The following is a 14,186-nucleotide window of genomic DNA, read 5'->3' on the forward strand; positions in this document are numbered from 1 at the left end:
CAACTCTCTAATCCACAAACGTACGAAAGAAATATTCCACGGTAACAATGGCTTCGACCAGATGGAAATAATTCCTTCCTGAATCGAGGCAGTTGACAAGGTTTTCAATCCCCTGCCGGGAGACCGTGCCCCGGTTCATGGTCCGGCTGTCCCGGAGGATGTCCATGAAGAATCGCCGGAAAGCAGGGTCCTTGCGAAACCGTCGGTCAGGATTTATGTCCGGATTGCCCCATTCCATTTGTCCTCTGGTCAGGCGATTGAGATAATAACCAGACTCTTTGACCAGGTCCCGCAAGCATGACATGCTACTTTGAAAGCGGTCCAGGGGCAAACCCGTCTTGCTCCAGGGGATTTTAGCCAGGCTGGGGAAGTAGCGCAGAAAAATCTGCCGGTACAGATGGCTCTGATAGCGGTATCGGGAAGGAAGGCGCAGGCAGAAATCGAACACGTCATAGTCCATGTACGGAAAGGCGCTTTCAATGTAATTACGGGCTACCCAGGAATTACCGATAGTATATCTTCTGGCCCGGTTAACAAAGCAAAAGTATTGCAGCCAGTTCTCAACAGGCTCACGGCCTCGCTCCTCGCTCATCCTGCGGATATTTTCATCCGTAACCTGCATAAGAGAGCGGGCAAATTCGGGCGTAAAAAACTGCCGGGCAAGTTCCGGCTGAAGGCCGGAATAAATCGTACGGATGAGCCTGCACCGCTCTTCGGAAGGGGGTTTGGGGCCGAGAATCGAAAATGTCGAGCCCAGTTGGGCATCAAAGCAGTAGCCATCGAGAAGGATGTTCGCCTTTCCTTCCCTGGCTGCACGCTTGGCCATCTCCAGAAGCCAGCTCTGGTGGCAGGAAAAATGGCTGTCATTCAGGATAAGAACCTCCGGGATCAGGGTGGTGACATCCTGGGAAAGGAGGTCAACAAAGTGCCATTCCCCGCTCAGGAAGCCGCAAACCCGCTGAGCAACCTGAGTTTCCAGATACCGCGGATTGCTTCCGGCATGGAAGAAATTGACTCTTCTTTTATTCTGTGAGGATATGGTTCCCAGGAGGCGGGAATCGAGCCCTCCGCTCAAGGGAATACCAACCTGAAAACCAGGTTTCCATTGGTTTTCGACCGCTTTCCTGATCAGTGAATAGCCCTCCTCGATCAGTGCATCCAGCCCCGGATCCTTCTCCTGATTCTGGTACGGATAGTTCCAATAGCGCTCCCGGATGCAGCCGGTTTCACTCACCTCCATAACTGTGGCATAGGGAAGGAGATTGATATCCGAAAGAAAGGTCTTGTCTTCAGTGATAAACTGGAAATTATAAAAGTCACACAATGCACTCTGGTTGATCCTCCTTGCGCCATCCATCACCGGTACAAGAGCCTTCAATTCCGAAGCAAAGGTAAACTGTTCCGCTGTATCCTTGCAGTAGAGCGGCAGGAGACCATAGCGGTCATTGGCCAGCAGAAGGGAGTGGTTAATCGTATCGTAGATTACCACGGTAAACACTCCCTTCAATAACCGGGCAAATCCCCTGCCCCGGTCAAGGAAAAGGTTCATGATCAACTCGGCCTCGGAATTCCGGGTAAATAGGTACCCCCGCTCTTTCAGCTCCTGGACCAGGGAGTGGTATTCATAAATCTGTCCGTCAAAGAAAAGGATATAGCGGTTATCCGGGCTGGTAACCGGCTGGGGAGAGGGGTCCAGAGTGCCCAGAGTCAGACGGCCTGCCGCAAAGCGGCCGAGACTGTGCGAATCACTGATCCGGCTGAATGCGCGCTGCATATGGCTCCTCATCCTGGCCAGCAATTCTTCCGATTTTTCCGGAGTAAAGGATTTTTTCCGATAAAAACCGTATAGTCCCGGCATAAGCTCAATCTCTCCTTATAAATTCCCACATCTCTTCAAGCAGGGACCGGTTGGCCATCCACAGGAAAGCCAGATAGCCGAAGGCTCCGAAAAAGCAGGTCAAAAAGAACCGGAACCAGGGCCCCAGAGCCGATAAAAACCACAGCCGCAAGCCGAAAATCAGCAGCACCATGAGCAGGCTTCCCTCGATCACAGGAACGAGATTCAGCCAGTACTCTCTCAGCGAAATCCGGATGATGCGGATAGAATTCCAGGTTAAGACCAGAAACAAAAAGGGGTAGACAATCAGCCAGGCCAGGGAGATTCCCTGAATGCCATATCCTGCTCCAAGCCAGAATGCTGGCGGGAGAATCAGAGCACACAGAAGCGAGTTGAACAGGGCAATGCCGGGCCTGCCCAGGGCATTCGTCAGCGGCGCACCGAGCACAGCCAGAGAACGCAGCACGGACATAAGGCAGAGAACCTTCAAAGGACCGATCGCTGCGGCCCATTTTCTGGTCAAAACCAGCAGAATGAGGTCTTCGGCCACCAGGAAAAGCCCCAGAAAGAGGGGAAAGACAATCAGAGCCACCAGACGACTGGTTTTCAAATAATAGTGCCGGACTTTTTCCTCCTCCTGCTGGACCTGGGAAAAGGTGGGATAAGCGATCTGCGGAATCATCGAAACCACCTTCTCCAGGGGGAGAGAGGCCATTTCAAAGGCCAGGGTATAGTTGCCCAGGGCCTCTTTGCCCAGCACACGGCCGGCAATGATGAAATCGGAATTGGAATAGGCGTACCACAGGATCCGGGAAAGCATGATCTGTGTGCCAAAATTCAGCAGGCCGCGACTGTCCCCGGTGAAGGGGTTAGAGAGTTTCGGTGTCCACTGCCGGTAATAATAAATCAGGCCGAGCATGATGAGCGGAGTGGCCAGGCTGCTGTAAACCAGAGCCCGGACTTTCCACCCGGCCAGAACCAGGGACAGGCAGATCAGGCTGTGTCCTACTCCGGAGGCAAGCTCTGCCTTGGATCGCTGATCAAAGGCCAGTTCCCTGGTCATCAGATTATAGGGCACGCCGTAAAGGGCAACCAGGATCAGATTGAGCCCTAAGACCCTGATCATGCCCGCCAGGTTTTCCTCACGGAAAAACCTGGCCAGAAGGGGGGAAAGAACAATGGTTACCCCGTACAGGCCCAGGTTGATTGACAGCATGAGCCAAAAGCTGCGGTCGATATCCTCCTGAGTCAGATCCTGCTTCTGAATGATAGCCGCATCCAGCCCCACCCCCTCGAACAGGGTTAAAAAGGAAATAACCAGATTGGCCATGCCATAGAGACCGAAATCAGCCGGTTCCAGAAGCCGGGTAATGGCCATGGTCATGCCCAGGGTCAGGAGTTGTCCGAGCAGCCGTGTTCCCGCCAGCCAGGTGGCAGCCACCCGGACCTTCTGCCTGACCGAAACCTCCGCTGCACCGTTCTCTTCCAGAAGGCTGCTCATACATGCCGGGAAGAAAGCAAAGGCAAAAGCATTTGTATTTCCCGCTTCACTTCATCACTCCCGCGCAGACTCTCAGCAGGCCCGGTCCAAAATGGCAGCCAGTTGCCCGGTCAATCGCCGCTTATTGAATTTTTCCAGGTATTCCGGATGCGGGTCAGTCGGCCAGTCCCCCTTCTCCCATCTGGTGTAAGCAGTATGGATAGCTTCAGCCACCTTTGCCGGCCCATCGCCGGTAAACAGGAGGTAGAAGTTCGACGAATAGTTACTGACCAGTTGAGCCACCTCCTGCGTGGAGTCAAGGGAAAGGATAGGCTTTCCGATCGCCAGGGCTTCGTACAGCTTGGCGCTGATCATATTTCCTCTGGAGCGCAGTAAAAACAGGGAGGAATCGGAAATATGCTGAAGGGCTTTTCGGCGGTTCGTATGCCCGCAGTGATGAACTACCCCGTGCAGGCAATATTTGTCCCTCATGCTTTGGAACCACTCCCTGTTATCGCCAAAATAGGAGAAGCTGATCCTCTGCCGGGGAATTTTGCCTTCGGCCAAAACCTGCTGCAATCCCTGGAAAAAGATATCCGATCCCGGCAGGGTCGGATAGAAGTTGCCGGTATAGATAATGGAAAACCGGGAGTCTGCTGGAGACGATGGGGCTGCCGTGGGCAGCAGTTCGTCAAAAAAACCGTTGTAAATGACCGAACACTTGCCCTGAAGTGCGGGATAGAGTGAAAGATATTTATCCAAAGTCCTCTGGCTGGTCACCAGCAGCCAGTCCGCCTGATGGACGACCATCTTCTCAAGCCTTCGGATAATTTTCCAATACAGACTGCATCCATTTGGCTCATTTGTCCCCATAGCCTCCTGGGAGACAGGGTCCCGAAAATCCAGGATCAGAAACTTGCCGGTCAGCCATTTCAGCATTATGCCGGTCAGGGTGGAGCTGAAAGGTTTGGCGGAAACATAAATAATTTCGATCCCGTATTTGCGGATGAGCCGGTAGGCCGCCCACCAGGAAAGGGGGATCCAGCCCACAAAGATGTCAGGTAAGAAGAGGATATCAGCCGGATTATGGATGTGGTCATAGCCGAAAAAGCTCAGCACCCGGTTCATGAATCCGTTGAGCAGCCCATTGATCCTGGCCAGGTTTACCAGCGAGCGGGTATAAACAATCCCGACATGAGCGGGATGAGGCTCCTTTCCCAGCAGGCAGTAAGCCGGATCAGGATTTTTCACCGAGACCACGTAAGGCTGCCAGCCATATTCCGGCAGGTAACGGGAAAACCCCAGGGCACGCAAAGACCCTACATCCAGAAGGGGTGGATAATAGTAAGAGATCATGAGAATCCGCTTCATCGCACAGAACCTGTCATGGGACGGGGAGAGTCAGGTAATGGCTGAGGTCCCGCACAAAATACGGCAAAGAATCCGGCGGGGGAATCCGGTTCAGGGAAAATACGTCCCACTTTTCCGGGTATATGCAGCCCAGTTGAGCTGTACAGGCATACTGGAAGCCAACTTTGCGCACCAGGGCCTTGATCCGGGTATCATAATGCTCCCTCCGCCCGATCGGATAGGCAAACCCTTCCACCGGACGGCCCAGGTAGTGTTCGATAGTATTCTTGGAAACTCCCAGCTCTTCTTCAACCTTTTGGGAAGAAAGATGCACCATATTCGGGTGACTGACCGTATGCGAGCCAAAGTCAAGGTTATGGCGGCTCATCTCCTGGACCTGCTCCCAGGTCAGGGGAGCATAATCATCGGTCGGAGGATGGCTGTCAAATTCCCGTCCTAAAAGATCTACCCATTCATCCGGACACATATTCTGTCGCCTCCAGATATAGGATATCAGCGATTCCACCATCTCAGGGTGGCCGCAGGGATCAGCCGAAAACCACGTGCGGTAAAACTTTGGAGGAAGAAGCCCGTTTTTTTCCAGAACCCACGGTAATTTGGGATTTTGCCGGATCATGGCCCGCAACTGATCCCACCAGAACCGCCTGCCGGTGCTGATATACCCGGTGGCCAGGAAAATGGTCGCCGGAATGCGGTATTTTTTTAAAATCGGGTAGGCATTGAGGTAATTATCTGCATATCCATCATCAAAGGTGACCACCACGGATCTGGGAGGGATAAGAAGCCGGGCATTGAGACTTTTGACCAGAAAAGGAAGAGAAACCGGAGTCATATGCTCACTGAGAAATTGCATCTGCTTTTCAAAATTCCACCGGCTGATTCCTCCATCCTGACTATTGCGATGTCCTCCTTCAGCCTCCTGGTTGCCAATCCGGTGATACATCAGAATCAGGCAGCGATTGTCCCTGCCCCTTTTCCGTAAGAGCCAGGAATAGTAACCGCAGCGAAACAGGATGGGCACAACAAAGCGCTTGGTTCTGTATTTGATTTTATGGATAGCATTCATTACCGAGGATTATAAGTTACCGGACAGGAAAGAATATTGAGTTTTTAATCTTTTGATAATCGGGCGAATATATCGGTAAAGTATAGAGTAGGTGAGCGACTTCAAACCCATCGGATAGAGCTCAAGAGTACAAAAATCTTCCCGATGATTAGAAAACTCCTCCTTCCATCGAGCATCGGAACCAAGGAATTCCAGCCTGTCTGCTTCCTTACCGTGAAAAAGCGAGTCGAGAACCATGGCGAACAGGACCAGCCCCGGGGCATACTCGCGGCAGTCGAGCCGGTAAGAGGTTTTCAGGGCGTAGTATTTGCGGTCTGACAGAATTCCCAAAACAAACGATACGGGCTGATCGTTAAAATACAGAGCATAAACCCGCGCTTTGTTCTGCCCGGCATAATGATCGAAAACCTCCTGATAGAAATGCATCTGATCCTCGTTGCGAATAATGGCTGATCCTGCCTGAGCCTTCCAGGAATCCTGTTCTACTATCCTGATCAGCTCAAATACCTCATCCCGCTCATGCCCCTGCGATAACAGCTTCAGGCTGACCCGATGCTCTCTCTGTGCCCGGCGCACCTTGCGCCGTATTTCCGACCTGAACTTTGCTCCCTGAGCACTCAGGTAATCGTCGAATGTCCCGGCCAGGGCCACTGCCCGCATCTGCGATGGATATTTGCTGATCGGAATCCATCGCTCTCTGGCCAGCCGGTCAACATTCCTGCACAGAAGGGAGTTGGTGCTGGTATCGGCAAAAACGAGTTTGGGGGGATAATACTTCCCCCTCAGGTACGCCAAAAGGTTCGAAATACCTCCCGTTGACTGCGGTGTGGCCAAAAAATCAGGGTACGCGGAAAAGTTGTTGTCAATGAAGCCGATGGCCTTGTCATGCCGCTTCAAAACAACACCAGCCTCTAAATCGTCAGTCCCGTCCGGCAGGTACAGCAGAGTGAAAGTCTGGCCGTTGCCAAAATGCCTGATCCAGAGATTGAGCCAGGCGTGAGTTAAAAAAAGGTTGCTGATCTGGGAGCGCTGATAGAGATCGTCCCACAATCCCGCAATTTCCTGAAATTCCGGAAGGGTCTTAACCTCTCGAACCATTGGCTATAGCCATATCATCCTGGCGACTGTTTCAGACATTATCTGACCTGAGCAAACCCTTGCCAGGCATAGCTTCGCCCCGTGAATTACCCTGCCTTTTTCTGGACTGGACCAAATATAAATACTGCTCCACACATAATGATAGATGATTTTCCTGCAAATATGATCAAATAGTATAGACTTATCGGATAAATTTAGTATTCAACTGCATGGTGAGTCAGGTTTTCGGGGAGGAAGGTTTATTAAGGCGAATTTCCTGGTTTTACTACTAATGGAGGGATTCTTTTAAGATCTTTTAAGATAATGAGTTAACCGTCGTGGTAAAGCTCCGGTTAAATCCTCGATGGCAGGTCTCAGAATGGTGCTCGCTCCACCTTTGGGGATCGGCTATCTATGAAACAGCGTAAATATAGCAATAATTGTCCCTGTCTGAGCTATCAGAAGACCAGCAACCCAACCGACTACCCATTTGATAACACTTGATCTGACCTGCTCTATCTCCCTGGTCAGCTTAAGCTCTACTTCTTTGATCTCTCCCCGAATCTGCTCTATCTCCCTGGTCAGCTTAAGCTCTAATTCTTTGATCTCTCCCCGAACCTGCTCTATCTCCCTGGTCAGCTTAAGCTCTACTTCTTTGATCTCTCCCCGAACCTGCTCTATCTCCTTGGTCAGCTTAAGCTCAACTTCTGATAATCTTGTATCAATTTTCTGTATATCCTCTTTCCCTGCTAGTTCCCGCTTGTGGTCATTTACCAGGGTTTCGATGTCCCTTACTATAACCTGAGCCTTTTCTTTACCAAAGGTTCCTGAAAAAATATCAAATAATTCCATTACCTCTCTGCTCATCTTGTAGTCACCTTTGCTTCCTTAGTACACCGAGCGGAAAATCCGCGGCCAGTTAAAGCCGCCCCTTCACTCCCTCGCCCCCCTTTGGGGGGAGATGTCTGGGGTGAGGGGGGCGTCGTTGAACCAAACCAGCCGGGTGATTCCCGCGTCGTGTACTTAGCTTCCCCCCTACTAAGTCTATCAAGATCCTCTTTGAGGATTTAGATTATATTTATTTTATCACCTTTACAAGAATTACCATTGCTTTATTTTACTTGTCAAGCGCATAATTTACCATTTCCGAATTCGGCTCAATCCTCTCGTTTCCACGAAACAGGGAGCCACTATAGCAGCGGGAATCCAGAAGTAATTGCCATAACAAGGACTGGCGCTCATAGGCATGGAGCTTAATGATAGCATCTTTCCTCCATATCTCCCCTTTGGGGAGATGATTGGCAGGGAGCCCCTGTGACAGGTGAGAGGAGGAGCCGTGGGAATTTTCCATGGATTATCCGACAAGCTGCGAGGTGAGAATGAATATCAGAATCGCCTTCACCCTTGGGTATACTATATATGGAAATCTCCTCACTCCCTGGACACCAGATACCCTTCTCCCGGCCTGATGGGGTAATTTTTGCCGCTGCACCGGCTATAAAACCCGTAGGTAGCCTCCCATTTTCCAGAGCGGGTATTGAGCCTCTGCATTTCCGCCAGTTTATTGCTGTCGGTGTAGCCTTGCAGCCTTGTAAGAACCTCAAAAGAGAGAGCCTTTGTATCTTCAATGGGAAAGGATATCCAATTCACGCCCCCGCTCAATTCAGCCCCGATTTGGGGCAGGACCGTGTCAAGTTGATAAAAATACTCCACGCTCAAGGTGAGTCTGGGTCTATCTTCCCGCAAATAAAGCAAATATGCCTGTCCCTCTTTGATTTCGAAGTTATCGCCGCCGGGAGCGGAAGACAGCCAGCGAGAGACTGTTCTGGGGTTTTCCTGCCAGAGAGCATGGGCCGCCCCTGCCAGGGAATGCATGAGCTGGTATGAGGTGCTGCCTTCAGCCGGAACCTTTCCCGGATATCCGAAGAGGTTCAATCCTGCCTTGAGATCGATGGATGTCTGTTCTTCAAGCTGCAAGGCCTGATAGCTTCGGATTTTCTTCCCTTCGGCATTCAGGAAAATCAGATCGTACCGGCCAGCCGGAAGATCCGGCGGGAGACGAAACCGGATGCTGTTCGGATCCTGACGGTAACCGGGAGCCGTGCCGGGATTTTCAAGCTCAAGGCTTTGGGGAGCCGGATAGATATCGAACCCGCCAAATCGATTCCCGGCATAAATATACTTCTGGTCAGCCGCAACGATATTGGCACCCTGAGAAACCGGTATATTATCCAGTTTAGCGGGAGATGAAGGATTAGATATATCCATGATCCATATGCCATTCGAATTTCCGGCTGCATAGAGGAAATTTCCCGAAACGGCGCAATCTGCCAGGTATTCATTCGGGAATTCCACCTTTCGGCTGAGTATTGGATCGCTTTTTTCAGCTACGTTAACTACCATGATGCCATAGCTTCCGTTAACCAGGTAGGCGTAATTACCTTTAAGCCCGACATCCAGAACAAGAGCGGGAGAGAGTGAGAGTGATGAGGTTGAGGATGATTTTGGAGGGATTATCTGAGGTTTTCCCGGATCGGAGACATTGATCGTCCATAATCCATCCTTTCCACCGGCGACATAGGCCACATCATTCTGCACCACGATATCCTGAGGCATCGAGCCCAGGGTCAATTCTCCCCTGGGGGTACGGTTAAGACCGGGATTTATTTGAAAAATATGCAGCCCTTTGATCAGGCTCAGCAGGTAAAGGTAATTACCCTGAATCGTGAGAGACTGAATCTGATCATCCTGGCGGACGGGTTGTTCACCAGGCAAAATAACCTTATGATCAGCGGAAAGCTTGAACAGACAAAGGTTGGAACCATTGGCCAGATACAGTCCATTCCGGGAAACACAACAGTTCGAGACCAGAACGGTATCCCAGCCGGTATTTGCCTTTTCCAGGGAGCAGTCGATGCGGGGATTCCACGGGTCGGCTATGCTAACGGCTTTCAGTCCCTGCCTGCCCATTGACAGGTAAGCATGATCTTCGGATACAGTCACCCCCCAGATATCGCCTCTCATGGGCAAATGCCCGATAGAAGTGCACATATGATATGGCTGGATATCCAGTAATGCCAGGCCGGCATCGCCGTTGGCGATCAGTACATAGTCTCCCGTCTCATCGTCGGTCCTTATGGAGATTGCATTCCCCTGCGTAGAGATATGATGGCGAAAGATGGGATTTGATGGCAGAGAGATATCAACCAGATCCAGACCGGATGTCCCGGCGGCAACGATGGCCAGGTTCTCCCGCATAGCTATCGATTTTCTCCCGTCCGGCAAGGGAAGGCGATATACGACCGACGGGAACTCAGGATTATCCACATCCACCACATACAGACCGTAGCGGCTGTCAACGAGATAGGCATATCGGTTGTCCTTGATTTTCACATCCACAATATTGGGAAGGTAGGCAGGGACATTCGGATCGATCAGGCGGTTTGTGTCCAGAGGTTCCAGGACCGACTTCGATGATTCGTGAACGATTTGGGCTGAGCCGCTGTTGGCAATATAGATATACCGTTCATGGGTACGGGGATGAACCTGGACATCCAGACTGAAAGGAGATAAGATATCCCAGGTTATTGGAGATGTCAGCAGAAAAGAAAAGCCCTTGCCGGGAGACCAGTCATAGATCTTCAACCCTGATTTCCAGTTGGTGAGGTAGACTCGCCGCTCTTGCGCTACTGGCAAACCATCCTTATCTCCAAGGTGAATCCCATAGGTCAGGGAATCTGCGAGCAGGGCTTTCCTGCTGGGCAATAAGGGGTTAGAAACATCAATGACCCAAAGGCCTTTCAAAAGATCGGTAATAAAAAGGTAATTATCTGAAATTTTTATGCTTTGTAAAGATTTACTGAAGCCCGGATCCTGAAATGTCTTTTTTATCTCCAGGTGGTTAGGGTCACTGACATGAATAATCAGGATTTTGGAATAATCGGCGATAGCATAGACATAAGGGTCTCGAAAATCAAGTGCGGTAATTGAGCTTTGCTGGCTCCCCGCTCCGGAAATTACACTCCGGATATGGGGATAAGATGGGGTAAGAATAACTCTTGAAATCTGATCGAGGCCGCTCCCCCTGGCAGTTATCAGATGACTGCCAGATTGAGTCATGGTGCAGGGCTCGATGGTATTTATTCTGGCGGTAAAGCCCTGGGCTTGTGCAGATCGATCAGCACAGTCAGGCAGGGTGAGGAGAAATATCAGAAGGGATATGAAAATACAATAAGCTGGTTCCCAAAAGATCCGCACAGAGGGTAAAGATATCCCTTGTCCTTGATGCGTCCAGATCCGCGTAGTCACCATACTTTTTATATATCCGGTAATTATTCCATTCCGCGATAAAATATGTCATATTCATGAAAAAGTAATTCGATAAAGAGAAATAAAAGCGGCAATCATCTATGACTAACAGTTTAGGGGCATATCTATAATTTATGCAATACAGGTGCCAATACAGCCGAGTGAACCTGAAAGCCCAATTCGGGCAAAGGAGCCAGGAGTCAGGAGTCAGAATGGGCATACCCCCAATCCTAAGATGAGACAAACAGGAGGGACTGACCTGAATCAGTAAGGGCAGAGTAAACGTGAGTGGGGAAGAGGAGGAATTATGACTTTTCTTTCCTACCTATGCAATTTTATACATAATCAGGAATCAATGGCTGGTTTGAAAGAAGTGGTTAGCGATCAATGGTCATCAGAATTTCAGAATAAAGACCTTCTCTTATCCTGACTCCTGACTCCTGACTTCTGAGTCTCTATTACCATTGCCGTATAGCGAGTCTCCCAAGGACCTGCTCTCTGTTGGACAGATCACCGATGATACGTTCCCCGGGGGATGGCAGCTTTTTAATGAGGGTCGGTGTAGCAATAATTTTTTCTTCGGCTGTTGCCTCAGGATGTTCCAGGAGATCGACGATGGTCAATTCGTAATTCCCCTGCAATTCATCCTCACAGATGCGGCGCAGGTTTTCTATTGCACGCTGTGATCTTACCGTATTGTCGAAAACATAGAGCTCAAATATATATTTATCCATTTGGTATCTCCCGGTGTCGTGCAAGGGTGAAGCGGCTACATCTGCGTTTCCAGGATATCTCTGGTTACCGAAAGGATCTGGGCGCTGTCTATTGGCTTGCTCAGGATCTCAAATTGAAGTCCTTCCTCTCTGGCAGCCTTAAGCTGGGTGAAATATTCGTTGTAAAAGGCTGTTATAATATAGATGGGAATATCCTGATCTATTTTTCTCAGCTCCCGCAAAGTTCTGATACCGTCCCAGCCTGGCATCTTGAGATCGAGAAAGATCAGGTTATACTTATTTTCCTTCTCCATTACGACTCCCTTTTCGCCGGATTCCGAAGTGTGTACCTGATAATCCGTATCCTCAAGGGCGAGGGTAAATGAATCCCGTATCCCCTTACTGTCATCAATTACCAAAATACGTTTACTCATTGGAAACCCTCCTTCTGTCTCTCGATCGGCAATAAAACCTGAATTATGGTTCCTGATCCCAGGCTGCTTTTACAGATTATTTTTCCTTTATGTGCTGCAATAATGTTGTGGCAGATGGAAAGGCCCAGGCCGGTTCCCTCTCCCGTAGGTTTAGTCGTGAAGAAAGGATCAAATATCCTTTCCAGATTTTCCGGTGCGATACCGCAGCCGTTATCGGCGATTGCCACCTCAACCCAATCATCCTCACGGGCAATGTTTATGCGTATCTCCTGTCTTTCTTTCCCCTTTACGGCATCCAGGGCATTACTGATCAGGTTGAAAAATACCTGCTGGATGTTATTTACATTCATCCAGACCTGCGGTAAATCTTCAGCTATATCTTTTATCAATACAACATTCTGCTTCTCCAGACGGTAAGACATCAGCTTTAAAACTCTGTCAAGCGGTTCAACGCAGCTTCCCTTCTGGCATCTCTCTTCTCCTTCATCCTCCCGCCGTGAAAAAGTCAAAAGGTTTTTTACCACGTCTATACACTGCTTCGTCTCGTTTTCGATGTCGAGAAGTATCTGGTATTTCTGATCATTGCAAGAGGTGTGTTTAATGCAATATTGAGTATAGTTGAGTATACTCATCATCGGATTATTCATCTCATGCGCCACACCGGCAATCATGGTACCTAAGGCATTCATTTTTTCCGACTGGATAAGCTGATTCTGAGATTCTTTGAGCTTCCCATGGGTCGCTTGAAGTACCTCATAAGCATCCTTAAGCTCTTTTTGAGCCAGTATGCGGTCCTGAACCTGCCGGGTAAGCTGTTTATTGGCACTTTCCAGATCGGCTGTACGCTCCTGCACCAGTTGCTCCAGATAATCCTGATACTTTTTCAGTTCCTGTTCCATCCGTATCCGCTCGTCGATCTCATGATGAGCTACATTGAGCTCGGAAAGCCCCTGCATGGGGATGGCTATCAAGGGCATGACATAGCTGAAAAAATGAGCGACATGCCCCAGGCTGAATAAAGGATCGAAAAGGTGCTTGGAAAAAGAGATGTACAGTTGGCCCCAGCAGTTGAGCAATATACTGTTCAGAATCAATCCGGAAAAGATGTCTCGTTGGGTAAGAAACCGTTTCATGACCAGGATAAAGGCAATGGCAAACAATATGGCTGAAAAAAAGTCGACTGGTCCGGCTATCAGCCTCTCTGGATAGATGATCTGCGGCAGAGGAAGCAGGAAGGCCAATGCGGTTACACTTCCGCTGACAACAAAAACACTGAGGGAAACAAGAATTGTCTCTTTAACCTTTTCCTTGTTCGTACCCCACTGCAAATGTTCCACAAGAGGAGCCGCGATAATCATACCGGCAAGAAAACATTTACCAATGACCGAGCTGCACGGTATAAAACGTGATAACTGAGTACTTACCTTCCCGAAGAAGGGCTCGTATGATAATATCCCATGAATGAAATCATTGCTCGCTGCTATACTGAAGCCAAGGCCGATGAGCAGGTAATAGAGATTATTCAGCACCAGAAAGTACATGATGGAAATTACCCCCACTCCAATAGCGATAAATGTCTGCGCAATTTCAAGCAGCGTGTGGGTATTATAGGTACTTTTCCAGTGAGCGGAGTATGCCAAAGGCCCAATCAGCAAAAAAAGGACGCAAATGACAACATAAGATACGAAGTAGCCACGAATACTTTTCTTGCCCGGATCATACTCGTGCTGATCCGGACCCGGTATGTAGCTCTGAAGAAAAGACTTGTTTTGTGACATGTTGGGACGTGTCCTGCTGTATCTTGAGAGAATGGCACTTACATAAGAATTAGTAATTCTCCCGCAGAGACGCTGAGACGCAGAGGATATCATTGAAAAGTAAAAGTAAAACAAGTTCCTCC

At 49.6% G+C, this 14,186-nt stretch carries 11 protein-coding genes; all 11 read right to left on the reverse strand.

Going from position 1 to position 14,186, the window contains the following annotated elements:
* Positions 1-7 precede the first annotated feature (7 nt).
* On the reverse strand, positions 8-1,858 hold the full coding sequence (locus tag AB1611_09065; protein MEW6379744.1) for an asparagine synthase-related protein: 1,851 nt from the start codon (positions 1,856-1,858) through the stop codon (positions 8-10).
* A gap of 4 nt (positions 1,859-1,862) precedes the next feature.
* A complete protein-coding gene (locus AB1611_09070; GenBank protein MEW6379745.1) occupies positions 1,863-3,338 on the reverse strand; it encodes a lipopolysaccharide biosynthesis protein in 1,476 nt (491 codons plus the stop codon).
* Positions 3,339-3,410: 72 nt separating this feature from the next.
* Positions 3,411-4,688, reverse strand: coding sequence for a glycosyltransferase (locus AB1611_09075; protein MEW6379746.1), 1,278 nt, complete (start codon positions 4,686-4,688; stop codon positions 3,411-3,413).
* 13 nt (positions 4,689-4,701) lie between these two features.
* A complete protein-coding gene (locus AB1611_09080; protein MEW6379747.1) occupies positions 4,702-5,754 on the reverse strand; it encodes a polysaccharide deacetylase family protein in 1,053 nt (350 codons plus the stop codon).
* A 9-nt stretch (positions 5,755-5,763) separates the two neighbouring features.
* A complete protein-coding gene (locus AB1611_09085; protein MEW6379748.1) occupies positions 5,764-6,852 on the reverse strand; it encodes a GNAT family N-acetyltransferase in 1,089 nt (362 codons plus the stop codon).
* A gap of 387 nt (positions 6,853-7,239) precedes the next feature.
* Positions 7,240-7,698 (reverse strand): hypothetical protein, encoded by a 459-nt coding sequence (locus AB1611_09090; GenBank protein MEW6379749.1) that lies wholly within the window; start codon positions 7,696-7,698, stop codon positions 7,240-7,242.
* A 250-nt stretch (positions 7,699-7,948) separates the two neighbouring features.
* The gene (locus tag AB1611_09095; protein MEW6379750.1) at positions 7,949-8,182 is read right to left on the reverse strand and encodes a hypothetical protein; all 234 of its coding nucleotides are present in this window, start codon (positions 8,180-8,182) and stop codon (positions 7,949-7,951) included.
* An 80-nt stretch (positions 8,183-8,262) separates the two neighbouring features.
* On the reverse strand, positions 8,263-10,950 hold the full coding sequence (locus AB1611_09100) for a hypothetical protein (GenBank protein MEW6379751.1): 2,688 nt from the start codon (positions 10,948-10,950) through the stop codon (positions 8,263-8,265).
* 647 nt (positions 10,951-11,597) lie between these two features.
* The gene (locus AB1611_09105) at positions 11,598-11,873 is read right to left on the reverse strand and encodes a circadian clock KaiB family protein (GenBank protein MEW6379752.1); all 276 of its coding nucleotides are present in this window, start codon (positions 11,871-11,873) and stop codon (positions 11,598-11,600) included.
* A 35-nt stretch (positions 11,874-11,908) separates the two neighbouring features.
* Positions 11,909-12,286 (reverse strand): response regulator, encoded by a 378-nt coding sequence (locus AB1611_09110; protein MEW6379753.1) that lies wholly within the window; start codon positions 12,284-12,286, stop codon positions 11,909-11,911.
* Positions 12,283-14,064, reverse strand: coding sequence for an ATP-binding protein (locus AB1611_09115; protein MEW6379754.1), 1,782 nt, complete (start codon positions 14,062-14,064; stop codon positions 12,283-12,285). Before AB1611_09115 ends, AB1611_09110 begins: the two co-directional genes overlap by 4 nt.
* Positions 14,065-14,186: the final 122 nt, after the last annotated feature.

Source organism: bacterium (assembly GCA_040755755.1).
Lineage (GTDB): Bacteria > SZUA-182 > SZUA-182 > DTGQ01 > DTGQ01 > DTGQ01.